Annotated in this window: 19 protein-coding genes; 10 read left to right on the top strand and 9 right to left on the bottom strand. The window is 42.1% G+C overall.

Annotated elements, in window-relative coordinates:
- Positions 1-131: 131 nt before the first annotated feature.
- The 3 genes from sltY to PR809_RS19495 form a co-directional block, all read right to left on the bottom strand.
- On the bottom strand, positions 132-2045 hold the full coding sequence (sltY, locus tag PR809_RS19485) for a murein transglycosylase (protein ID WP_206276130.1): 1914 nt from the start codon (positions 2043-2045) through the stop codon (positions 132-134).
- A 298-nt stretch (positions 2046-2343) separates the two neighbouring features.
- A complete protein-coding gene (locus PR809_RS19490; RefSeq protein ID WP_094962743.1) occupies positions 2344-2649 on the bottom strand; it encodes a HigA family addiction module antitoxin in 306 nt (101 codons plus the stop codon).
- Positions 2650-2663: 14 nt separating this feature from the next.
- A complete protein-coding gene (locus tag PR809_RS19495) occupies positions 2664-2945 on the bottom strand; it encodes a type II toxin-antitoxin system RelE/ParE family toxin (protein ID WP_004905698.1) in 282 nt (93 codons plus the stop codon).
- Positions 2946-3168: 223 nt separating this feature from the next.
- On the opposite strand from PR809_RS19495, the gene ettA reads away from it, so the two are divergent.
- A complete protein-coding gene (gene ettA, locus PR809_RS19500) occupies positions 3169-4836 on the top strand; it encodes an energy-dependent translational throttle protein EttA (protein WP_004914750.1) in 1668 nt (555 codons plus the stop codon).
- Between the two features lie 185 nt (positions 4837-5021).
- On the opposite strand, the gene nadR is transcribed toward ettA, so the two are convergent.
- From nadR to serB, 3 genes are all read right to left on the bottom strand, one after another.
- Positions 5022-6257 carry a multifunctional transcriptional regulator/nicotinamide-nucleotide adenylyltransferase/ribosylnicotinamide kinase NadR gene (gene nadR, locus PR809_RS19505; RefSeq protein ID WP_102138952.1) on the bottom strand — a complete coding sequence of 412 codons (1236 nt, stop codon included), beginning with the start codon at positions 6255-6257 and terminating at the stop codon, positions 5022-5024.
- A 28-nt stretch (positions 6258-6285) separates the two neighbouring features.
- Complete coding sequence (gene radA, locus PR809_RS19510; RefSeq protein WP_166266610.1) at positions 6286-7671, bottom strand: DNA repair protein RadA; 1386 nt, start codon at positions 7669-7671, stop codon at positions 6286-6288.
- Positions 7672-7887: 216 nt separating this feature from the next.
- Complete coding sequence (gene serB, locus PR809_RS19515; RefSeq protein WP_102138950.1) at positions 7888-8865, bottom strand: phosphoserine phosphatase; 978 nt, start codon at positions 8863-8865, stop codon at positions 7888-7890.
- 314 nt (positions 8866-9179) lie between these two features.
- Between serB and PR809_RS19520 the strand changes: the two genes are divergently transcribed.
- Entirely contained in the window at positions 9180-9953 is a 774-nt protein-coding gene (locus tag PR809_RS19520; protein ID WP_102138949.1) for an AhpA/YtjB family protein, read from the top strand.
- Between the two features lie 26 nt (positions 9954-9979).
- On the opposite strand, the gene PR809_RS19525 is transcribed toward PR809_RS19520, so the two are convergent.
- Complete coding sequence (locus tag PR809_RS19525) at positions 9980-10762, bottom strand: energy transducer TonB (RefSeq protein WP_102138948.1); 783 nt, start codon at positions 10760-10762, stop codon at positions 9980-9982.
- Between the two features lie 179 nt (positions 10763-10941).
- Here PR809_RS19525 and PR809_RS19530 point away from each other — a divergent pair, with 179 nt between their 5' ends.
- The 5 genes from PR809_RS19530 (at position 10942) to PR809_RS19550 (ending at position 19904) form a co-directional block, all read left to right on the top strand.
- A complete protein-coding gene (locus tag PR809_RS19530) occupies positions 10942-11478 on the top strand; it encodes an RNA polymerase sigma factor (RefSeq protein ID WP_102139067.1) in 537 nt (178 codons plus the stop codon).
- Entirely contained in the window at positions 11478-12464 is a 987-nt protein-coding gene (locus PR809_RS19535) for a FecR family protein (RefSeq protein WP_102138947.1), read from the top strand. Before PR809_RS19530 ends, PR809_RS19535 begins: the two co-directional genes overlap by 1 nt.
- Before the next feature lie 117 nt (positions 12465-12581).
- Positions 12582-15356: a TonB-dependent receptor gene (locus PR809_RS19540; protein WP_195698184.1), complete on the top strand. Its 2775-nt coding sequence runs from the start codon at positions 12582-12584 to the stop codon at positions 15354-15356.
- Between the two features lie 62 nt (positions 15357-15418).
- Positions 15419-17125 (top strand): ABC transporter ATP-binding protein/permease, encoded by a 1707-nt coding sequence (locus PR809_RS19545; protein ID WP_206276131.1) that lies wholly within the window; start codon positions 15419-15421, stop codon positions 17123-17125.
- Positions 17115-19904, top strand: coding sequence for a M16 family metallopeptidase (locus PR809_RS19550; protein WP_206276132.1), 2790 nt, complete (start codon positions 17115-17117; stop codon positions 19902-19904). Before PR809_RS19545 ends, PR809_RS19550 begins: the two co-directional genes overlap by 11 nt.
- 69 nt (positions 19905-19973) lie before the next feature.
- Here the strand turns inward: PR809_RS19550 and PR809_RS19555 are convergent, their stop codons facing one another.
- On the bottom strand, positions 19974-21650 hold the full coding sequence (locus tag PR809_RS19555; protein ID WP_206276133.1) for a hypothetical protein: 1677 nt from the start codon (positions 21648-21650) through the stop codon (positions 19974-19976).
- A gap of 360 nt (positions 21651-22010) precedes the next feature.
- On the opposite strand from PR809_RS19555, the gene PR809_RS19560 reads away from it, so the two are divergent.
- The 3 genes from PR809_RS19560 (at position 22011) to PR809_RS19570 (ending at position 23098) form a co-directional block, all read left to right on the top strand.
- Positions 22011-22505, top strand: coding sequence for a GNAT family N-acetyltransferase (locus tag PR809_RS19560; RefSeq protein ID WP_206276358.1), 495 nt, complete (start codon positions 22011-22013; stop codon positions 22503-22505).
- A gap of 84 nt (positions 22506-22589) precedes the next feature.
- Positions 22590-22778, top strand: a complete 189-nt coding sequence (locus PR809_RS19565; RefSeq protein WP_102138942.1) for a type II toxin-antitoxin system CcdA family antitoxin — start codon at positions 22590-22592, stop codon at positions 22776-22778.
- Entirely contained in the window at positions 22778-23098 is a 321-nt protein-coding gene (locus tag PR809_RS19570; protein WP_102138941.1) for a CcdB family protein, read from the top strand. The genes PR809_RS19565 and PR809_RS19570 overlap by 1 nt, the downstream gene beginning before the upstream one ends.
- Positions 23099-23165: 67 nt before the next feature.
- Here the strand turns inward: PR809_RS19570 and deoD are convergent, their stop codons facing one another.
- The gene (deoD, locus tag PR809_RS19575) at positions 23166-23882 is read right to left on the bottom strand and encodes a purine-nucleoside phosphorylase (protein WP_004914779.1); all 717 of its coding nucleotides are present in this window, start codon (positions 23880-23882) and stop codon (positions 23166-23168) included.
- Between the last annotated feature and the right edge of the window lie 70 nt (positions 23883-23952).

A 23952-nucleotide genomic window follows, 5' to 3' on the forward strand; every position in this document is an offset into this window, starting at 1 on the left:
AAATACTCAAAATAGTTCGGATTGTAGGTAGGCGGCAAGTGATGCTAAGCCCTAGGAGCATACACAAGTATGTGACTAGGGTTAGCGAACGTAGCCAACACCCCTACAATTCGAAATATGAAGAGTATTTATTAGTATTTCATATTCCACTCATTAGGAAGCAATATCTTACTATTTTTCTGCCCCATAAAGTGCCTATAGAATAAGTCATACGACAACACATTTTTCACATAACCGCGAGTTTCTGAGAACGGAATACTTTCAACAAATGCGACCGCATCAATGCGCCCCCCGCTGTTACCTAACCAGCGAGTCACACGGGATGGGCCTGCATTATAAGCCGCACTAGCTAAAATACGGTTATTACCAAATTGCTGATAAACATCTTCCAAATAAGCTGTTCCTAGCTCAATATTGGTTGTCGGGTTAGTCAGTTGGCTCGTATTCACATAATTAATACCCTGCTTCTGTGCGGTATGTTTTGCTGTTGCAGGCATCAACTGCATCAAACCTGTCGCTCCAACCGGTGAACGAGCCTGTGGATTCCACGCACTTTCTTGGCGAGCGATCGCCATTGCATAACTCTTTTGAATATCTTTCGACTTGGTATATAGATTGAATTCTTTGTCCCACGCTAATGGGAAACGCTCTTCTAGGTGATCCCAAAGTTTGGCTGTGATGGTCGCTTGGACACTGAGATCTGCCCATTTATGATCAAACGCATAACGCGCCAATTGCTCTTTCTGGTTTGCTGGCAGAGATGCCACTAAACTCACCCACTCAGAACGGGCAAGGTTATCCATTTCCCAGTACATTAACTCACGAACACGTTGCACTTCAGGCAATTGATCAATACTTGAATCAGGCTTAACCGCACTTTTTACATACACCGGATAGTCAATTTCTAGCACCTGTGCGGCCACCATTGGGTAGAAGCCGCGCTTCTCCGTTAATTGGCGAAGTAATGCCTCTCCTTCCGCTTTTTTGCCTGCATCAATTAACGTGATAGCCTGCCAATACTGCCACTCTTCTTTATTTTTGACATCTGCTGGCAAGCGTTTTAGCCATGACGCAACACCGGTTTTATCACCAGCTCCTAACGCTAAACGAACACGACGCTCTTTCAATGACGATGAATTACTTTCTTGAATAGTTTCATCACGCCATTGAGCCTGCTCTGGGGTCACATCTCCCATATATTGCCAAGCAACACTGTCTTTAAGTAACTGCTTTTCTGCCATATTCATTTTTTGGGCAGAACTGATGCTATTCAGTACTGTACGAGCCGCATCAGGGGATTGGCGTGCATAACGGCTAAAAGCCGCGATGGTGGCTTGACGAGTAAAATCTGTTGGCGTCATCGTTTTGGCGAATGTCACAACTGAGGCAGGGTCATTTTGTAATTTCACTAACGCATCACCAATCGTTTTATAGCTTGGCGGTAAGCGTTTAGCTAAATAACTCGCAATCGAGGTATTGCCCTCTTTTATGGCTAAGTTAATACGCTCAAGGGTCATCTCAGGGGTTAAATAACCCGCTTTTTCCCATTCGTTAAATAATTTATCACAGGCACTCGGCATTGAACGGCCATTTAACCAGGCTTTTTCTGCCCCTTGCCAAGCAACTTGCTTATTTCCCACCGCCCAATTAGCAAAATAAAAATTACATTGTGCTTCGGCAGGTTTTGGCGCTTCAGGGCTAAATTCAAGCAGCGATTTCCACTCTTGGCGGCGAGCTAGTTCGTTGACAAAGCGTGTTTTCAGGTTTTTAGCGACAGGCAAGGTTGGATAGGTATTAATAAACTCCTGAACTTGGCGTGGCGAGATAATATCTAAGTCTTGAGTTAACTCACGATAAGCGAGATAAGGGTAAAGTGGATAATCATGCAAGGTCGGTAGCAAGCGCTCGACTTCATCCATTTTATTGGCATCCCATGCAACCTTAATTGCCTGATAACGCTCCCGTTGTGCCTGTAAGGAATCCGCCCATACGGTGCTGGAAACCAGCAACATTGTCACAGGTACTGCCGCTAACCAACCTTTCATATTCACTCGCTCCATCGCTAAACTAAAGTCAAAATACAGGAAAAGCCTTAACCTAAATATACCCCAAATAATTCGAGTTGCAGGTAGGCGACAAGCGAAGATAGACGAGAAACATAGATAAACTATGTGACTCGGCGAGCGTAGCGTAGTCACTTATACCTCAACGAAAAGCGCTGCAACTTGAAGGATCATGGATATATTAAACATATATCAATACTATGAATGCTACCGAAAGTTTTTATTTAGTAACAGCAGAGAGTTCTTGAATTTTTCGACTTTACAGTCTTTTACGTATCATTCAGCCCATGAATGACTTAAAACCTTCCCTCCGCGGAAATAAAGGTTTAATGGCGGGGCGTTTTTCCAAAGAAGCTTGCCAAAGTTCATACTGGGCTTGCATCTCAACCCACATTTCAGCACTGGTTCCGAGTGCCATTTCTAATCGTATCGCCATATCTGCCGAAATACCGCTATTACCGTTGAGAATACGCGAGAGAGTTGTACGTGTTACCTCCAATGCTTTTGCAGCTTCAGTGACTGAAATACCCTCTAAATATTCACGTAAAACGATACCCGGATGTACTGGATTATGCATTTTGCTCATTATGTTCACCTTACTTAATGATAATCTTGATAATCAACGAGAATGGCATCTTCACCCTCAAATTTAAATGTGAGTCGCCAGTTTCCATTCACTGATATTGCCCAATGATGCTGCAAATCTCCCCGTTTTAATTGATGGAGATTCCAACTTGGTGCAGACATATCTTGTGGTTTTTTAGCAACATTGAGCGCAGTCAGTTGTACCCGTAACTTTGTTATGTGCTTCGATTGAATACCAGACGTAATGCCCATTTTAAAAAAGTGTTCAATTCCTTTATGTTTAAAACTTTTTATCATGGCCAACTACATGTGTAGCGTATAGACACACTATACACCCACGAATTAATAATAGAAAGTCATCAAGCTTGTATCACTGAGAGGGATGGATGATCTTCTGATGTTCAGGTATAGTTCTAGAAAATTATATAGCTGTTTATTAAATGCTTTTCAGCCTAAGCTTGTTAAAGCAAAAATAGACTAAAAAACTAAAATTCCCTTTACAAATCAAAAGGTAAATAAATTGGCTCAATACGTCTACAGTATGTATCGGGTTGGAAAAATTGTTCCACCGAAACGTCATATTTTAAAAAATATCTCTCTGAGCTTCTTTCCGGGGGCTAAGATCGGTGTTTTAGGTCTTAATGGTGCCGGTAAATCAACGTTACTGCGTATAATGGCGGGTATTGATACCGATATCGAAGGTGAAGCACGTCCACAACCAGGTCTGAAAATCGGCTATCTTCCGCAAGAACCGAAGCTAAACCTTGAGCACACCGTACGCGAAGCTGTTGAAGAAGCGGTTAGCGAAGTGAAAAATGCATTAACGCGCTTAGACGAAGTTTATGCGGCTTACGCGGAAGAAGGTGCAGACTTTGATAAACTCGCAAAAGAGCAAGGCGAGTTAGAAGCGATTATTTCCGCGCAAGATGGCCATAACCTTGATAACCAACTGGAGCGTGCAGCAGATGCCCTACGCCTGCCAGCTTGGGATGCCAAAATCGAGAACCTTTCAGGGGGTGAACGCCGCCGTGTGGCAATTTGCCGTCTGCTATTAGAAAAACCAGACATGTTACTGCTCGATGAGCCAACCAACCACTTGGATGCCGAGTCTGTTGCTTGGTTAGAGCGTTTCTTACACGACTACGAAGGGACTGTTGTGGCTATCACGCATGACCGTTACTTCTTAGATAACGTCGCGGGTTGGATCCTCGAACTTGACCGTGGTGAAGGTATTCCTTGGGAAGGCAACTACTCTTCTTGGCTTGAGCAAAAAGATGAACGTCTGGCGCAAGAAGCCTCTACAGAAGCCGCTCGTCGTAAATCTATCGAGAAAGAGCTTGAGTGGATCCGCCAAAATCCAAAAGGCCGTCAGGCTAAAGGTAAAGCGCGTCTTGCTCGTTTTGAAGAGCTTAATAGCGTGGAATATCAAAAACGTAATGAAACCAGCGAACTCTTTATTCCACCTGGACCGCGTTTAGGGGATAAAGTTATCGAGGTTGAAAACCTAAGTAAGTCTTATGGTGACCGCGTTCTGATTGATAACCTGAATTTCTCAATCCCGAAAGGGGCGATTGTCGGGATCATCGGGCCTAACGGTGCGGGTAAATCCACCCTGTTCCGCATGATCTCAGGCCAAGAGCAACCGGACTCTGGCTCCATCACATTAGGCGATACCGTGAAAATTGCCTCTGTTGACCAGTTCCGTGATGCGATGGACGACAGCAAAACTGTCTGGGAAGAAATTTCCAACGGCCAAGACATCATGCGTATTGGTAACTTTGAAATTCCAAGCCGCGCTTACGTCGGTCGCTTTAACTTTAAAGGCGTAGACCAAGGTAAACGTGTTGGTGAGTTATCTGGTGGTGAACGCGGCCGTTTACACTTAGCCAAACTACTGCAAGTGGGCGGTAACGTCCTGTTACTCGATGAACCAACCAACGACCTCGACGTTGAAACTTTACGTGCGTTGGAAAACGCCCTGTTAGAGTTCCCGGGCTGTGCTATGGTTATTTCCCATGACCGTTGGTTCCTTGACCGTATTGCAACTCATATCATTGATTACCAAGACGAAGGTAATATTACGTTCTTCGAAGGTAACTTCTCTGAATATGAAGATTACAAAAAACGGACGTTAGGTGCGGAAGCACTTCAACCGCACCGGATGAAGTATAAGCGTATGACCAAATAATCCCTGTCATAATTTAGAATTATAGCGGTGTTGGCTGCTTTCGTGAGCCCTAGTCACATACTGGTGTATGCTCCTAGGGACTCACTCTCTTGCCGCCTACCTATAATTCAAATTATTTAAGGGATCGATATCATATAGATAGAATCAAAACGGCATCATTCGATGCCGTTTTTTATTGTGAGGCTTTATAAGTCATCCAACATCAATAGCTGCTGAACGAGGGTGACACACTCTAAGAAGCGCGTATCGTAATCAGAAGATTCTACACGGACAAACTCAATATTATTTTTCTTAAGCATTTCAATAAGTAAGTTTTGGAAAGCTTTCCTGTCTTTATCACTTCCTAAACTGCGTAACCCATCAGCCACCCAAGGGGTGTTGTTTTCCAAAACTATCACCAAATCGAATCGGTACTCATCAATCAGTGCCTGAACAAATGGGTGTTCTTTACCTTCATAGCGCAAACAGAAGGCTTGGGTCGTGACAAAGTCGGTATCAATAAATGCCACTTTATTGGCATATTTTACTGCAAAATCAATATACTGGGCATGCCCTAAAGCAATTTTGTCGTAATCAGAATATTGCAATGCCATCTCATCACCACCAAGGTGGCTAAATACGTAGTCACGGCCATATTCCCACGCACTGGATGTATTGAAAATATTGGCTAACTTATTGACTAGCGTCGATTTACCACTCGATTCACCGCCTAAAATCGCCACTTTACGCACAAAGAAGGGTTTCACTTCAGTTGGAATATATTCCCAATAACGAAATGGCGCTTGGCGAATTTGGTTACCACTGATATTCATAAACGTGCGCTCAGGGTCAATCAAGATGGTTTCGATACCTAAGTATTTTTTATAGCGCGGAGCGTCATTCGCTTCCCCTGAATAGATAAAACTCGGATTGATATTATGCTTTTTCAAAAAGCCTTTCATTCCGTCACTCCACACTTCCCAACCATGTGGATAGGGCTCTATGCCGTTTTCATCAAACGAGTGAATATGAATATTTTTTTGATATTTAAAGGTTTGTAATAACCACCGTAAACGGTCGCTCACAGTGGGTTGTTGAGACATAGAACTGTTAACAAACAAGTCTTTATCGCGAGGTTCATCATGGCAGAGAATGACGTGAAGTTCATCCACTTGGCTGCATGCTCGCTGAATCAAATAAATATGCCCAGTATGCAATGGATAAAATTTGCCAAACACCACACCGATCGTTTTTTGCTGATTTGGATATTCAAGGCCTAAAAAACGATGCAAAGCCGCTATTTTTTGTGCGCTGGGGCTCTTAATTTTGTCGTTAATTAACTGGCTGAGATAGCCTTTGGTCATATCTGTCGCATCCGCAACTTGCTGGAGCGTGTAACCCGCTCGTTTGATTGCGTTTTTGAGATAGTCAAATTCAGCCATGTATTTTCCTTTTACCTAAATTAAAAGCTTATAGTTCATCCAAAATACTTAATGCATCCGCTAATTTTTTTACGCCATACACTTTCATATCTGGCGGTGATTTTTTGGGCATATTCGCATGGGGTACAATGGCGCGTTTAAAACCGTGTTTTGCTGCTTCAGAGATACGTTCCTGCCCACTTGGTACAGGGCGAATTTCCCCTGCAAGCCCCACTTCACCAAATACAACCAGATCTCTAGGCAATGGACGATCACGAAAACTGGAAACCAAAGAAAGTAATAAGGCTAAATCCGCACTGGTTTCAGTCACTTTTACCCCACCCACGACGTTAACAAAAACGTCTTGGTCTGACATTTGCAAACCACCATGACGGTGTAATACGGCCAATAAAATGGCCAAACGGTTTTGCTCAAGCCCAACCGCAACACGCCGTGGGTTCGACATCATTGAATGGTCCACAAGCGCTTGGATTTCCACCAGCAAAGGCCGTGTTCCTTCCCAAACTACCATCACGGAGCTTCCTGAAGTAATTTCATCACCACGACTTAAAAAGATTGCCGAAGGGTTACTCACTTCTTTAAGCCCTTGTTCTGTCATGGCAAACACGCCTAATTCATTCACTGCACCGAAACGGTTTTTATGGCTACGCAAAGTACGGAAGCGATTATCTGCATCGCCATCTAACATGATAGAACAGTCAATACAGTGTTCGAGAACTTTTGGTCCCGCCAGTGAGCCATCTTTGGTGACGTGACCGACCATTATGATGGCAACACCACGCGTTTTGGCGAAGCGAGTGAGATAAGCCGCGGTTTCTCTCACTTGTGCCACACTCCCCGGTGATGATTGAATGTCAGCCATATGCATCACTTGGATGGAGTCAATCACCATCAGTTTGGGTTGTTCTTGCTCTGCGGTTAAGCAAATTTGCTCAATACTGGTTTCTGACAGCATATTGAGTGAGTCAGTCGGTAGCCCTAAACGGTGTGCTCGCATCGCCACTTGTTGAAGTGATTCTTCCCCTGTGACGTACAGGGTTTTCATTTCACGTGACAATAAGCACATGGTTTGCAGCAATAAGGTACTTTTACCGGCTCCCGGGTTCCCCCCAATGAGGATGGCACTGCCCGGTACGACTCCCCCACCGAGCACGCGGTCAAACTCTTTAAACCCTGTAGTAAAACGAGGAAGTTCTTCAAGACTAATTTCAGACAGCTTCTGAACCTTACTTACCCCAGCAGCATTCCCTGCATACCCCGTTAAGCGGTCATTACGCGATGAAGAGCTTGTGGAGGCCAGACGCACTTCTGTAATGGTATTCCATGCATGACAAGCACTACATTGCCCTTGCCAACGTGGATAATCCGCCCCGCAATCATTACAGACAAACGCTCTCTTAACCCCTTTCGCCACAGCAAACTCCTCTTAAAATTATTCTGTATTACAACCGACGAACCACAGCACTCTAAATTTTCTTAAAATTTTGAATACTAATTTAGCTTAATATTCTAAATGGATGGTGTTGTAGCAAGGCGGCAAGTAAAGCTAAGCCCTAGGAGCATACATAAGTATGTGACTAGGGTTAGCGAGCGCGGCCAACACCGCCACAGCACGAAATATGAAGAATATTTAGCGTTCTTCGTGTTTGAGGCCCCCACTCAATACACACATCACCCCCATGAGATCTGCATGACGAATAGCGACCTTCGCCCTTGCATACACCTTTGGTTTCGCATGATAAGCAATACCCAGCCCCGCTTTACGGATCATCTTCAGGTCATTTGCCCCGTCACCGATGGCAACAGTTTGCTCGATTGGAATTTCCAGTTTTTCTGCCAGCTTAACCAAGGTTTGCGCTTTATATTTTGCATCCACAATTGGGCCTCTGACCTTGCCTGTTAGCTTACCGTTTTTCACTTCTAGCTGGTTCGCAACAGCAGCCACCAATTTAAGCCGTTGACGTAAATTATCCGCAAAGAAAGTAAAACCGCCGGATGCTATCGCAATGTGCCAATTCATCGCTTGTAATTTACGCACGAGGTTTGTTAAACCTGGCATCAAAGGCAGTGTTTCCATCACTTGGTCAAGAATAGCGGCATCTGCACCTTCAAGTAAGCTGACTCGCGCTCGTAGGCTTTCCGTAAAATCGAGCTCCCCTAGCATGGCTCTCTCAGTCACTTCAGCCACCTGCTCCCCCACTCCGGCTAAGCGAGCAATTTCATCGATACATTCAATTTGAATAGCTGTCGAGTCCATATCCATCAGTAATAGACCCGGTGAACGCAAACGTGGAATTTGCCCCAATGGCACGACATCTAATAAACATTCGTCAGCGAGTTTTTTAATTCGAGGGGTAATACTCCCGGCAATTCTGACCACTTGGTAGTCATCAATACGCCACGAGGAGACAATTACGATAGCGATCCCTAATCGCTGTTGGAAATTACTGATCCGCGCTTTATCTAAGCCACGACCATATAGTAACCACCCACTGTCACCTGCACGATAATCCAATGGCATCACTTCTTCACCGCTTAACGACAATGGCAACCCCGGCCATTTTTGGATTTCGTCGGGTAGATAACAATAGGTTAAGCTCGTTGACATGAAAATTAGCTCCTGTAATCGATATACTCGTCATACTTCAAGTTGTCTGGTTGTTGACTACGCTCAGCTAGCCGAATCACATACTTGTGTATGTTCATCGGACTATCTTCGTTTGTCGCCTACATACAACTCGAATTATTTAGAGTGTAACTTTTTTATAATGAGAGTTGCGAGCAGCCGAACGAAGCCACTATACTAAATTTTAAGGCTTTATGACCTTATGTATTTACTGTTAAAACGGAAGATAACCCTATATTCGCTGAAGTATAACGACACCTTTATACTCAAAATAAGTCGAGAGCACCAATAAAGCAATGAAACTTACCTTTAAGCTCCACAAAACAGTTATTATCGTTATCTGCGTTGCGCTGGTAACTTTACTCATGCATGGTATTTCTTATTTAGGAAATAGCCAAAACCAAGGCCGAATTGAGCAATTTAAACAATTGACCTATGTTCTTGCTAAGCAAGTCGCTTTCAGCTTATCTGATTATATTGTTCCCGGCAGTAAAGATTTTAATTTAGAACGAATTAATGCCAATTTAAATAACGTGGTAAAAGATAGGTATATTTTAGATGCCAGCATCTATACGGCCAGTGGCACACTGATCACTCAAGTCGGTGAGCCTGCAACGGTAAAAGAACGGCTCGCAATAGATGACAACTCATCACTGCAAAATTTTCAATACCAACTTGTCGTTCCCATCCAAGGCACAAAAGAGCCAAAAGGCTATTTACGTTTAACTATTGATACAGAGCTCCTTTCCGCTGAAATTCAACAAGCCGATAACAGCACCAATGTATTGCGAATTTTTATTCTACTCGCCTTATGTATTGGCTTCGTTTTAGCCAATACATTACTGCGTTTAAAGAAAAAGAAAGGCCACAAGCAAGCCCCACCGCTAGTCGTTAATACGGATGAAAATCAAGATGATAATGAAGACGATGAGAGTAATGAAGACGACAATCAAGGAAGCAAAGCGCCCCCGGCAACGAAGCCTGCACGTTTAAAACGAAAAAAAGAACAGCGGCCTTATCGCCCTAAGCGGCCTACCCCAAAAAACAAGCCCAATTCGTCTGATAAATAGCCCCCAAAAGGGCTATTTGGTTGAATTTAAATAGAGGTTGTGTCGAACACAATTGGCGCAACAAACTCGACTTGGCCATCGACCAACAATGTTTCTGGTGGCATAGGGAAAGGCGCTGCACGTGAAATTGTCGCCAATGCTTCTTTATCCAATATTTTTGTACCGGATGAATTCAATAAACTGGCGGCAATCACTTCACCCCGTCTATCCAAAATCACTTTGATATGAGAGACCCCTGTTGAACGGTAACGCAGTGCTGCACGCGGGTAGCGCTTAGTTTTGGCTATCCGCTGATGAACCTCACTTTGCCAACCTTGGTGCCCACTTACTGCCGCAGACGCATTACTGGAAAAATTCGCACTGCTGCTAGATTCACTTCCAGATGCAGGAGCGGAAGTCACCGTAGACTCCTGCGTGGTAACAGGGGCTTCTTCGATTACTCTTTTCTCTTGCGGAATTTTCTTTTTCGGTGGGCGTTTTTTTTCGCTAACTTTTGTTAACGTGCCATTATCTACGATCGCAGTCTCAGGTAATTTATCGACCTTTTCAACAACTTCAGGTAATGACTCCTCTCGCGTTGTCATCTGTTGTTTAGGTGCATGGTTAATTTCAGGCTCTGCCTGTTGTTCAAGCTGATAAACACCCAGCTGCAACGAGATTGCCGGAGGTAACACCCCAGTCTTCGGAATTGAAGAGGTAAACCACCCGATAAAAATGATTGCCAGTGTTCCATGGAAAAGACAACTTAAAACCAAACCGCCTAGTGGACGGAAAATCGGGCGCTCTAACTGGCCCGTCATACTGCTCATATTCTGCCTCACGACTTTATTTTTTGCAGATTATAGGCATAATACAAACAAAAATGATATTCATTATTATTAGTAAAAACACAATTATTAAAACAACTTATTGATTTAAATAATAAAGTAATCTGAGCAGATTATTAATCAGCACAATTGTGCTCTTTTATGACATTAACACCAGTAAAATGACTATTGATAAATCTCTTGCCCGTAAAATTAGCGGTGCGTATCAGTCAACATATAGCCAACTTGTGCGCTTTTTCCGCAATCGGCTAGATAACAGCAATGATGCTGATGATTTATCACAGGATGTGTTTACACTATGGCTAAACCGTAAAGAACAAACGCCTGTAAAAGAGAGCCGCGCTTACCTGTTTAAAATTGCGAATCATGTTTTGATTGACCATTGGCGACGTAACCAACGCCAAACTAGATCAGAAACATCCATTGATGATGTTACTCATGAGTCTCATTTTGAACAGAGCCAAGCTGATCCCAGTGAAATATTGGAACATCAGCAACGGATCCAACGGCTAAGCGAAGCACTTGAAACGTTGCCACCCCGTCGAAGAGAAGCTTTTTTGCTTTATCGTTTTGATGGTTTATCTCAAAGTGAGATTGCTGAGCGAATGGAAATTTCAATCAGTATGGTGGAAAAACATATTGCAGCAGCACTTGTTCACTGTAAAAAACACCTTGATAATCAGGGCAATAATTTGTAATGACACACGACTCTTTGCAAACAGCAGATGATGAAAGTCGCATTGATGAAGAGGCTGCGCTGTGGTTTACCCGCATGCACAGCCAACGAATCAGTGCCCTTGAAACTGAGCAATTCAAACAATGGATTGCAGCGTCACCTGAACATGCAAGAGCTTATGATGCCATCGCTGGGCTATGGCGCGATTTTGATCACATGCCGCGCCCTGCTAGCACAACACTCCCCAAGGAAAAACGCCCTTTTTTTCGCTTATGGCGCCCTTTGGGCAATACCCTAGCGGCATTTTTCATTGCGGCTATTTTGTTTTTGCCATACAGCCACTTGCCTGCAATGTTGCTCAATAATATGACTTTAGTAGCAACGAATACGCCTAAAGAAGTCACATTGCCTGATGGCTCCCAGCTATTTCTCAACCGCAATACACGCATTCATGTTGCCTATGAAACCCCAGTACGTAACCTGTATCTAGAACAGGGAAATGTTTACTTCAAAGTCAAATCCAACCCTTATCGGCCTTTTGTTGTTCAAGCTGATAACCGACGTATTCAAGTGGTGGGGACAGAATTTGAAATTAACAAAGTGGCTCAGCAAGTTGCCGTGAATGTCAGCAAAGGCATTGTCAGTTTTGAAGATGCAGCAAGCAAACAGCCAGTATTCTTACTTGCCGGAGACAGCGCAGTCAGTCAATCACCAAATAGCCCAATCACTCGCCAACAAATCAACCCGCTAGATGTGGCTCGTTGGCGTTTTGGTGAGTTAATTTTTGTTGATAAACCGCTTTCAGAGGTACTCGACGAACTTAAAAACTATTCGTCGATAAATATCGAGCTTTCCCCCACTCAATTGGCGAAGAGTAAAATCTCAGGTCGCATCAATACTCATCAGCCAGAACAGTTTTTTCAGGCCCTTCCCTCTTTACTTCCCGTACAAGTTGTCTACCGAGACAAAAATAACGTATTGATTATTCAAAACAAAAAAAATAAATGAAAAATATTTTCATTTGCAGGTGAGGATAATTCTCATTTCACCCTCTTCTTAACTAGTCATCATTTTGCTGACCTATTTTCGCACACTTTTTGTGCAGCTTAAGAATAAGGGATATCCATGTCTATTCAGTTTACTCAAAGCCGATTAAGGCCGCTCGCCCTTGCTGTGGCGGTCAGTAGTGCTATTACTTGTCAAGTTGCCTTCGCGCAAGAAATGAATTTTTCATTACCAGAACAATCACTTGCTACCTCTGTCGCTGAAATTAGCCGCCAAGGGCAAATCCAATTGCTCTATGATAAAGGCCAATTAAGTGGCTTACGCGCACCTGCATTGTCTGGCAACTACTCCGCACAAACCGCATTACAAAAAATACTCATCGGTAGCGGATTAGAGTTAATCAATGAAAATGGTGTTTTCGTTATTCGTCAGCAAAATTTAAGCCAAGGCACATTGGTATTACCAGAAACCCAAGTCTCTGGCGTTGTTCAGAACCACCCTGCGACAGATGTGATATCAGCACCGCAATACGTGACGTCTGAAGAAATTAGCCAAAGAAATACGGGTGATGGCAATATTACGGATTTGATGAAAACTAACCCTGCTGTCCAATTTGCCAATAATGACAGCAACTCAATGAACCAAGGGGAAATCAAACCTTCCCGCATCTCAATTCATGGTTCAAGCAGTTACCAAAATGCCTATCGCCTTGATGGCGTAAGCTTTAACAACGATTTTGACCCTGCAGACAACGGTCTCGGTGAAACTTCAACCCGCCTGAGCAGTAGCGACCAAGGGATCTATATCGATAGCCGCCTTATCGACAGCATGACAGTGTATGACAATAACATTCCAGTCGAATTTGGCGGATTTACGGGGGGAACAGTGGAAGTCAATAGCCGTCGCTGGCAAGGGGAAAATAGCGCTCACGCCTATTACCGCTTAACCCGTTCCGGTTGGAATAATTTGTTCCACGATTCATCGCAAGGGATTGATACCACCAAAAATGATACCGCCAACCCAGCTCGTTTCCAAAACCGCTATGATAAAAATGACTTTGGTGGCTGGTTTGAATTAGGGGTGAGTGAAAATTCAGGGTTAGTTTTCTCCGCTTCACGTCGTAGTTCGACTATTCCAATGACAGTCACGGGCGGGGATTCCGCTATTTTAGGCGACAATAATCAACTTGAATGGGCTGATTTTTCTTATGGTAAAAAAAATCAACGTCGTACTTCTGATAACTATTTCCTAAAGTATTCTGTTGATATATCAGGTGAAAGTACTCTTGACCTATCGGCAAACTATGCGTCTTATGAAAGTCGATTATTCTCCTCTTCCATAATGAACTCTGGGTATGATTCCACGCACAATGGATTAGGGCTGACGGCTGTTTTTAAACACCAATTTCCTTTGGGGCAACTGGAAGTCACAGCTAACACTCAAAAACTAAAAGATGACCGCAAAAATGACCAAAAATATTCATTAACGGTTCAAGCATGGAATAGAGACTCTGAATTAAACAGTGGTGGACTCGGTGATTTAGAATCAAAACAAAATACACACAGTTTAAAAACCGTCATGCGATTCAATGAGCAAGAGGACAGTTTAGGCTTGAGCCATAAACCCACGATGGGTGCTGAGGTGAATTACACCAAGGGAACCTATGTCCGTGATAATGATTATCTCCGTTATACTTATGCAGGCATGGTTGATAGCGATGACAACTATAATGGATATTTGCATAACATAACGCGTTTTAAAGCAGGGTCATATTCTGCCGATTATACCAATTATGCACTATTCCTCGATGATACCATCCAAGTTGGTAAAGTAACATTGCGCCCTGGTATTCGTTTAGATCGTGACGATTTAGTTGGTCGTAACAATATCGCCCCTCGACTAAGCGGTACCTACGATGTATTTGGTGATGGTGCAACACAGTTTATCGCTGGTGTGAACCGCTATTATGGGCGTTCAATGCTAACTTATGCCCTCTATGGCGCGCAAAATGGTGGGATGCAAACCTGTAATGCATGGGGACCTGATCTTCCTTGCTCATTAAACCTGAATAATAATGATTGGGAAGATAAAAAAGACTATGAAGGGTTAGATTCACTGAAAACGCCTTATAACGATGAACTGACACTTGCATTACAGCAAGAGATTTTATCAACGACATGGCGTTTACAGTATGTCCACCGTGAAGGTTATGATGAGGTTCGTTCCCGCACAAAAACAAACAAATCTGATATGTGGGATCCACAAAGTAAAATCAAAGTCTTCGATAACAAAGGCCGTAGCTCACACGATAGCATCACTCTTTCCGTCAATAACACTCAACCTTGGGAATGGGCAGATGCATCCCATGTCATGAGTGCCTCACTGACTTGGCAGCAAACTGATAGTAATACACCAAAAGATTCTGGTTATAACTACTATGAAGGGCGTAATGACCTAAATCTTAATAAAGTCTTCTATAACGGCAAAGTTATAGATTCATCTAAATTACCGTCAACCAGTTTTAACTCACCATTTAAGCTCAACGTTGAATTAACCAGTGTCTGGGACGACTATGACCTCACTTGGTATAACCGCCTACAGTGGTGGGGAGCAAGGGATCAAGTTGTTCGCTACGGCAATGGAAACGGTATTTACGAAGATCCTGAATATGGTGTAATTCGCAGATATGTCGACCAACACTATGCCAGCAAATACACATGGGATACACGCCTTGGCTGGAAACCCGATTTTGCCTATGGATTTGGCTTCTCCGTTGAAGTGAACAACATTCTCAATAATAAAAACGTTGCCGACCGCTTCACCTATTCAGGTAGGGACATCAAGTCCTACGACCCGGGCCGTCAGTTCTGGTTACAAGTCAATTACGACCTGTAATTCCCAGCAATGTGAGCAATAAAACTCGTTAAACAATTAAAACAACAAATGAATAAAACGTCATGAAGACACTGAAACAATTTTTCTATTTAGTAAAACCTTTTTGGGGGCAGCGTGCTGCCCTTTTGTGCTGGATACTGCTGTTTGCCTCGCTTGGGCTCACGTTGTCATCCGTCTGGTTCAACGTCAAAATGAACATGTGGAATGGGGATTTCTATAACTCCCTACAAAAACTCGACGGCCAAGCGCTGTATGGCTTATTGCAATACTTTGTTGTCTTAGTCAGTGGGCTGATATTTGTCGTTGTTATGGGTAATTACCTAAAACAAATGCTCATTATCCGCTGGCGCAAAGGCATGACTGAGCAAGTACTCAGCCGTTGGTTATCGCCCAACAGCAAACATTACCTCTTAAGATTAACGTCTCAAGAACCCGATAACCCAGACCAACGTATCGCTGAAGATATCCGTTTACTGATTGAATCAACATTAAATTTAGTGGTGACATTCCTCCACTCAATGCTAACGCTGATTTCATTTGCCGCCATTCTTTGGACATTGTCTGGCAGCCTGTCGTTTAATTTTGCCGATAGCGACTGGACCATCCCCGGTTATATGTTCTGGGCTTGTATCATCTACACCCTCATTGGTATCGCGCTTACCCAATGGATAGGTTTTCCGCTACGTCGCTTGCATATGGATAAACAGCGCCGCGAAGCGGATTACCGTAGCTCGCTAATTAATTGCCGCCAACACGGTGATGCCATTGCGGGGCAGCGTGGCGAAACCCAAGACAGAAAAGAGCTAATGGGGCGATTTGGAGAAATCATCACCAACTGGAACCGTCTGATCCGTTGTGAACGAAATTTATCTTTCTATACAGTGGGTTACCAGCAAATTACCGCTTTAGCTCCTGTATTACTCGCACTGCCTAAATTCCTTGCGGGTGAAATTATGTTAGGTGGATTAATGCAGCTACGCCAAGCTTTTACCAGTGTTGCCACTTCATTGGGCTGGTTTATTTTTGCTTATAAAGAAATTGCCGCATGGCAAGCAACAGTATCGCGTTTATATAATTTTGTGGTTTTATTGGAAAACGATAACAAAGCCGTGGTGACTATCGACGAAAAATCGCCACCTCTGGTCGCTAAATTGTCCGTTTCTACTGCTGACAACCGCTGCTTAATTAATTCCGTGAATATAACCGCCAAACAAGGCGAACTAACCTTGATTAGTGGCCGTTCTGGTGTTGGTAAATCGACTTTATTACGCACACTCAGCGGGCATTGGCCTTTCTTCAACGGGACTATCAGCCGAACAGAAAAAGTCATGTGGATCCCACAGCGCCTCTATTTACCCATTAGTCGGCTTGATAGCTTATTGGCTTATCCCAAAGCGGCGTCCCAATTCAGCCAACGAGATTTTCAATATGCCTTGACGTTAGTCGGTTTAGAAAAGCTGCATCATCAATTAGCACTCGAAACCGATTGGAATAACCGTTTATCTGGTGGAGAACAGCAGCGCATTATGTTTGCGCGTTTATTACTCAACCGGCCAAAACTGCTTTTATTAGACGAAACGACCTCAGCCCTTGATGAAACTAGCGCACTAGAGCTGCTCGCTTTATTGAAAGCTGAATTACATGATAGCGCCATTGTTTTGGTTAGCCATCAGAGCTTCGTGACTCAATTTGCGGAACAACACATATTACTCGTGGAACCTGCGAGTGAAAAATTCTTAAATACAGGAACGCCTGAATATGCTTCGTAAAATTACCTTTGCCACACTGATTGGTATTCTGCTCGGTGGCTGCGCAGGCAGCACATCTGTGAGCAAAAATTCAACTTCACTATTACCCGTACGCGGTGACCTTCAGCACTATCAACTCGAAAATGGGCTGCAAGTTTACCTTCTACAACGTAATCAACCCGGGGTTGAACTGCGTTTATTGGTCAGTAGCGGTTCATTACAAGAAAATGAACAACAGCTTGGTCTCGCGCACTTTACTGAACATATGGCGTTTAAAGGCACCAAACATTTTCCGGGAACAACGGGGTTCAAACAGCTTGAACACCAAGGGCTTAAACTCGGTAGCCATGTGAATGCCATTACGAGTTTAAATTCCACGCTATATAAATTATCACTCCCTGAGGCTACAGCAGCACAAGTCGCCACTGGCTTACAGGTAATGGCAGATTGGGCGTCAAATATGACATTTGACCAAGAAGCCTTTGAAAAAGAACGCCCTGTGATTGTCGAAGAGTGGCGCTTACGCCAAGGGATGGGCTATCGCATCAACGATAGTTTAGAAAAATTACGTTACCACGGTAGCCGTTATGTCGATCGCAACCCCATTGGTTCATTAGATGTGGTACGTCATGCCCCGATTGAGCAGGCAAAAGATTATTACCAAACATGGTACCAACCTCAGCGGATGTCACTATTGATTATTGGTGACTTCAATAGCTCATCAGTACGCAATCAGGTTGATAATTTATTTGCACTCCCTAAGCCCGAAAAAGTGGCAGAAGATAACCCACAATGGAAGCAATTTGCCCATTCAACCAATATGTTAGTGCAAGGTGTGTTTGATAAAGAGCAAGGGGCGCGTTATGTGCAATTCGCCTTACAAAAAGATGTTAGCGCACCGCTAAATACACGCTTAGGGCAGTCAGACGATTTACTGGATAACCTCTGGTTAGCCATTTTAAACCAACGTTTCTCCGTTATGGTGGATAACGGTATTTTGCCGTCAATTAGCATCAATGAACAAGGCGCAATGTTAGATAACCAGCGCTTACAACAGTTGATGATTATCCACCCGAAAGGTAATGATTACCAAGGTGCCACCGAGATTTTATTCACAGAGCTACAGCGCCTTGCCACTGAGCCAGTTACCCAAGAAGAACTTGATTCAGCAAAGCAAGCGATGTTGAAGAAATTCAGCCTGCAAGCTGCTTCAGAGCAACGTTATAGTAATGAATATTTAGCAGGACAGCTGACAACCGCGCTTGAATATGACATGCCAATGTGGAACAAACGCCAACAGTTAGATAACAGCTACCAATTGATGAAATCCGTTAAGCCACAGGACTTACAACAGCATGTCGCTAGATTCCTACAAACCGCGTCCCCACGTTTAGCATTAATTGGACCCGATACTGATGCCACGGCAATTGATAAATCGGCATTTAATCAACAATGGCTTAAAATACGCCAAAGCACACCGGGGCCATTTACACTGCGCTCCAAAGCAATTCAATTGCAATTACCTCAATCCATAAAAGGTAGTATTGTTGAGCAATCTAAGCTGCCCGTTGAAAAAACGGAACATTGGACATTAAGCAACGGCATTCAGGTGATTGTTAAAACAGATAAAAACCTGAAAGATGACATTCAATTTAACTTGCAATTACCGGGCGGCCGCTCGTTAGAAACGCTGCAAACGGCAGGTTTAACCGACTGGGCATTAAAATTACCGGAAAGCAGCGGTTATGGAAACTACAGCGCTCGCGATCTGGCTCTGCTGGCAAAGCAAAACCAAATTAGCGTTCGCCCATACAGTGAATTGCTCACGCATGGTTTTCGTGGGAAAACCCCTGCCGATAACCTCGAAACGGCTCTACAGCTACTCAACCTGAAGCTAACAGCGCCGCAATTTAGTGGTGAAAAGTTAGAGCAACAAAAACAATCCTTTGCATTAAATTTATCCAAGACCCCCGTAGAACGCACGTTCCTTGATAATATCAATCAAGAAAGCTATACCCATGGTGAATTTTTAGTGATCAATCCACAGGGTAGCTGGCAACAATTTACGGCTCAGCAGTTACAACAAGCCAACCGTCAATTACTCACCTCAACAGCAGATATGACACTGGTCATTACAGGTGCAATGAATAGCCGTGAGCTAAAACCGCTGTTAGAGCAATGGGTTGCATCACTGCCACAAAGTAACCAAAAACTGGTATCCCGCGACCAAGGGATCATGCCCAAAATGGCCAGCTTTAATAAAACTTATCCCATCAGCAGCAGTGATAAAAGCATGGTAAGCATTCAATTCGCTTCGCCAGCAGTGTGGAACCAGCAAGACAGCTTAGCGATTCAACTTATTGATACCATTGTGAGTCAGCGTTTGCGCGGTGAATTACGTGAAAAAGCCAGCGGCATTTATGCATTAGGCTTCTCGCAGATGTTAGCGAAGAAACCGCAACCTTATTACCTCGCTCGCTTGAATTTCACCACCTCACCTGAACGAGCCGAAGAAATGACGCAAATCGCCCAAAAAACGATTGGACAAATTCGTCAAACAGGTGTGAGTGAAAAAGAGCTAACCGAAGCGAAAAATATTTGGCTAACAGAGAACTCACAAGTGACGGATAGTTCAAGCTATTGGACTGAGGCTCTAGCGCAGATTGCCAGCGATGATGGGCAATATCAGCGTTTAAACCAAGAGCAAGATATTATTCGCCAGTTAACGGTTGAAGATATTAACCGCTTGGCTCGTCAATACTTAGGGCAAAATTCAAAAGTATTTATGATGACGCCTTGATATGAGTAAAAATTAGCCCGTAAATACAACGGGCTAATTTGTCTATTTTCACATAAATAAAATTAACCATTAATTTTTGGAAAATAGCCTTCGTATATTATTAATCATTCGACTGAATACATGTGAAATTATTTTTTTTAAACTCATATCCTTCATTAACTCTTCTTTATCGATATTTACTTTAGATTCCAATAACTCTAATTCACTTTCAATACTAGACTTTTTATTTTGACTCAATTCGTTCACTCTACCTATTGAATAATCTTCTATGAAACCATTAACCTCCTTAGCAATATTTTCATGAGTATAACGTGATACTTTTCGCATTAACTCGGATGAAGACTTAAAAATATCTTCAATTGGTTCTTTTTTCAAGTAATCTATAATTGCCATTTTAAATTCATTGTATTTACGTGGTGTAATATCCTGTAATGAACTCACGGAATTTATGGCACACCAGATTCGGTCCATCGGAACTTTATTTTCTCTAATATATAATTCATTTCTGTCTAAAAATTTATTGATAATATTATTTATTTTTTCACAAACCAATTTATTGTCGTATTTTTTTAGTATTTTCTGTGCATCGAACATTTCTTTTTCAAATAGATAGGGTGTTTCACTTGACTTTAATTTATTAAATCTCGCCTTAATTTTAGACTCAATCAAGCTTAATGACTTATCCGAGATTCCATTAAAAGGCACTTTAATTTCAATCGCTTCCTCTATCGTATGACTAGCAAGGATTTTTTGAAACTTAGGTTCTTTTTCACTTGGTTCAGGCTGACTTAATTTATTTTTTCTTATTGAAAGTCCATTGACCATACTATTTATTTTATCAGTAACTACCGCAATATTCAGTTTATCAACCCGTCCTTTACAGTGCTCCATCTTTTCTATAGATTCATTATTTATAGAATTACTTTCTATTGGCACAATTTTTTTTAGTTCCTGATTAGATAAATCACTATTGTATACATTGGAAGCAAGCCCTTGCTCCAAAGTACCTGCTTTTTTTGTTTTGTCACTTACCTCATTCTGTATCATTGTTTCTTCTGATATTACTGCTATATTTCCTTGACTCCCTAGGAGCTTTTCTTTATCAGGTCGAGAAGTTTCAGCGTTCTGCTGAACTAACTGAGTATTTGAACCTACAGGATATTGATATTGATCTTTAGTTTCGATATGCGGAGCTAAAACTTTGTTTATCATTTCATAAACAGTTTTACTTCTACAGCTTAATGCTAAAACTTGAGCTTCAAGCAATGTTGATTTAAACTCTTCATTCGACATTGTTTTTTTTGCATTTTTTAGTATTTCATCAATCTTTTTAATTGACTTCTCATCAATAGATTTATTTTTCACTTTGAGTGAAATAGCTTCGCATAATGAATGATTTTTGGTATTAATAGCTTTTGATTTTTTAATTAAACTCGAGTAATCCTTATTATCATTCGGTCTTAACGTTTTTGCCTGTTTAATAATAACACCTCGGATGCCATCGCAAAAATCTTGAGAATTAAAACCATGAAGAGATTTATTTATATTACCTATTATTTTATAATATTTTTTAGCATCAACCTGAACACTAACTTTCGAAATATTACTATGGAAACAATCCTTCAACAATACATCAGCACTATCTATCAATTGATACCTAGAACAATAATCAATTATTTTATTAGTTAAATCAATTCCACTTCGGGAATAATCAATTTTCCCATAACAGGATTTTTCAGCACCCATGACTTCCCCTTAATTTACAATCATTAATAAAACCATTTTATCTCAATAAATTATGAACCTCATCTGCGATAAGATAATTACTACTTAAATCATTTTTATTTATATTGAACAAATCAAAAAATGCCAATTACAAACATTGAAAGTTAAACTCTAAATGCGCATTCAGACATAATCCTAAATTAATTTAAACTAAATTACTCATAATAGTATAAGCTTCTATTTATTTTTTATATCAAATAGCGATTGCAAAACACTCAATTTATTCCATCGTTTTTATGTGATAACTCTTATATCTCATTGACATAATATATTTTTAATGTGATTAATATTATTGTAAAAACAACGATAATGAGAAAAGTAATGAACAACGTAACCATCCGCAGAGCAACGCTGGACGATGTACCAGCCATCACTAAAATGCACGCTGACTATTCTGCGTATGCCAACACCTTACAACTGCCTTACCCAACAGAAAAAACATGGGAAGCTCGCCTCGGGGAAAATGATCCTCTCGTCACCCAGTTTGTTGCCACCATTGGTGAGGAAGTTGTCGGTTTGCTTGTAATTAGCCAACCAAGCCAAGTGCGTCGTCGCCATGTCGCCACCTTCGGCATTACCGTTAGTGAAGCCCACCAAGGCAAAGGCATTGGCTCACAACTGATGCAAGTGATGGTGGATTACTGCGATAACTGGTTGAATGTACATCGCATAGAACTAGAAGTGTTTGCAGCAAATGGCAGTGGCGTTGGGCTGTATGAAAAGTTTGGCTTCGAACAAGAAGGCCGCATGAGAGATTATGCATTTCGTGATGGGCAATACGTTGATGCAGTGATGATGAGTCGGATAAAAAGTTAGTCTTAAAAAGACCATGGTAGTTGCCAGCATAGTGGTGCTACCTTAAAGTAATCTCCATCTTATCCACTTAATCTAAGGTAGCCCATGAAAACGCAAAATAATTTCACTGAGACGCAAAATAAGGCAAACCTACAACAAGATTTCCCCCTTGCTATCAAACAAAGCTCTGACGCCAAATGGAAAGAAAAAAATAGAACAAACATTGATAACTTTAATGAATTTGAACAACAAGCAGGGCTATTTACTGATGATCATGAGTATGGGGTGATTTAATGCCTCAATATGCTGTTTATCGTAATAAATCAATCAGGTCGAAAGACCAATATCCTTATCTTATTGATATCCAAAATGACCTACTGAGTGACTATCACTCACGTGTTATCATGCCTATATCGCCATTATCGCATAACAATTCACAAGTTAAGGCTCTAACCCCTGTGGTTTATATTAATGGTATTCACCATGTAATTATCACTAAATCCATAACCACTATTTCCATTAATAAACTTAAGCCACGTGACCTCGTCTGTATCATCCCGAATGTTCATGCAAAAATTATTTCGGCTGTTGACATGATCATTTCGGGGATTTAGAGTTTTTATTTCACAAAAAATGCCACTCAATCGGTGGCATTTATAGCATAATGAAAACATCTAACGATTATTTATCGCCTAACAACACTGAATCCAGTGCAATCTCAATCATCTCATTGAACGTGGTTTGACGTTCTTCTGACGTAGTTTGTTCGCCAGTTTTGATATGGTCAGAAACGGTACAAATCGTTAATGCACGCGCACCAAACTCAGCCGCAACACCATAGATACCCGCAGCTTCCATTTCAACGCCCAGAATGCCGTATTTTTCCATCACTTTGAACATATCAGGGTCTGGTGAGTAGAATAGGTCTGCTGAGAACAGGTTACCCACACGGACATTCACATTTCTCGCTTTTGCCGCTTCAACCGCATTATGGACTAAGTCATAGTCTGCAATCGCTGCAAAATCATTTTCTTTAAAGCGTTGACGGTTAACACGTGAATCAGTACAAGCGCCCATACCAATCACAACATCACGCAATTTCACGTCATCCATAACTGCGCCACATGAACCCACACGAATAATCACTTTTACACCGAAGTCAGTGATCAGCTCTTTCGCGTAAATGGAGCATGAAGGTATTCCCATGCCGTGGCCCATTACAGAAATTTTACGACCTTTATAAGTCCCTGTAAAACCTAACATGCCACGCACATTATTGACTTGGCGAACATCCTGAAGGAAAGTTTCAGCGATGTATTTTGCACGTAATGGGTCGCCTGGCATCAGAACGACATCAGCGAAATCACCCATTTCTGCATTAATATGTGGAGTTGCCATGATTATTTCCCTTTAAATGATTAAATATTTTTAAGTTAATAAGGTGGTTTCCCACCTTATTATTAAAAAA

The sequence above is a fragment of the Providencia sp. PROV201 genome, assembly GCF_028479545.1.
Taxonomy (GTDB): domain Bacteria; phylum Pseudomonadota; class Gammaproteobacteria; order Enterobacterales; family Enterobacteriaceae; genus Providencia; species Providencia huaxiensis.

Excerpts from the sequence above, each read along its gene's own strand:
- sltY (WP_206276130.1), bottom strand. The coding sequence starts at position 2,045 with ATGAAAGGTTGGTTAGCGGCAGTACCTGTGACAATGTTGCTGGTTTCC.
- PR809_RS19490 (WP_094962743.1), bottom strand. The coding sequence starts at position 2,649 with ATGAGCAAAATGCATAATCCAGTACATCCGGGTATCGTTTTACGTGAA.
- PR809_RS19495 (WP_004905698.1), bottom strand. The coding sequence starts at position 2,945 with ATGATAAAAAGTTTTAAACATAAAGGAATTGAACACTTTTTTAAAATG.
- nadR (WP_102138952.1), bottom strand. The coding sequence starts at position 6,257 with ATGGCTGAATTTGACTATCTCAAAAACGCAATCAAACGAGCGGGTTAC.
- serB (WP_102138950.1), bottom strand. The coding sequence starts at position 8,865 with ATGTCAACGAGCTTAACCTATTGTTATCTACCCGACGAAATCCAAAAA.
- PR809_RS19520 (WP_102138949.1), top strand. The coding sequence starts at position 9,180 with ATGAAACTTACCTTTAAGCTCCACAAAACAGTTATTATCGTTATCTGC.
- PR809_RS19525 (WP_102138948.1), bottom strand. The coding sequence starts at position 10,762 with ATGAGCAGTATGACGGGCCAGTTAGAGCGCCCGATTTTCCGTCCACTA.
- PR809_RS19530 (WP_102139067.1), top strand. The coding sequence starts at position 10,942 with ATGACTATTGATAAATCTCTTGCCCGTAAAATTAGCGGTGCGTATCAG.
- PR809_RS19535 (WP_102138947.1), top strand. The coding sequence starts at position 11,478 with ATGACACACGACTCTTTGCAAACAGCAGATGATGAAAGTCGCATTGAT.
- PR809_RS19540 (WP_195698184.1), top strand. The coding sequence starts at position 12,582 with ATGTCTATTCAGTTTACTCAAAGCCGATTAAGGCCGCTCGCCCTTGCT.
- PR809_RS19545 (WP_206276131.1), top strand. The coding sequence starts at position 15,419 with ATGAAGACACTGAAACAATTTTTCTATTTAGTAAAACCTTTTTGGGGG.
- PR809_RS19550 (WP_206276132.1), top strand. The coding sequence starts at position 17,115 with ATGCTTCGTAAAATTACCTTTGCCACACTGATTGGTATTCTGCTCGGT.
- PR809_RS19555 (WP_206276133.1), bottom strand. The coding sequence starts at position 21,650 with ATGGGTGCTGAAAAATCCTGTTATGGGAAAATTGATTATTCCCGAAGT.
- PR809_RS19560 (WP_206276358.1), top strand. The coding sequence starts at position 22,011 with ATGAACAACGTAACCATCCGCAGAGCAACGCTGGACGATGTACCAGCC.
- PR809_RS19565 (WP_102138942.1), top strand. The coding sequence starts at position 22,590 with ATGAAAACGCAAAATAATTTCACTGAGACGCAAAATAAGGCAAACCTA.
- PR809_RS19570 (WP_102138941.1), top strand. The coding sequence starts at position 22,778 with ATGCCTCAATATGCTGTTTATCGTAATAAATCAATCAGGTCGAAAGAC.
- deoD (WP_004914779.1), bottom strand. The coding sequence starts at position 23,882 with ATGGCAACTCCACATATTAATGCAGAAATGGGTGATTTCGCTGATGTC.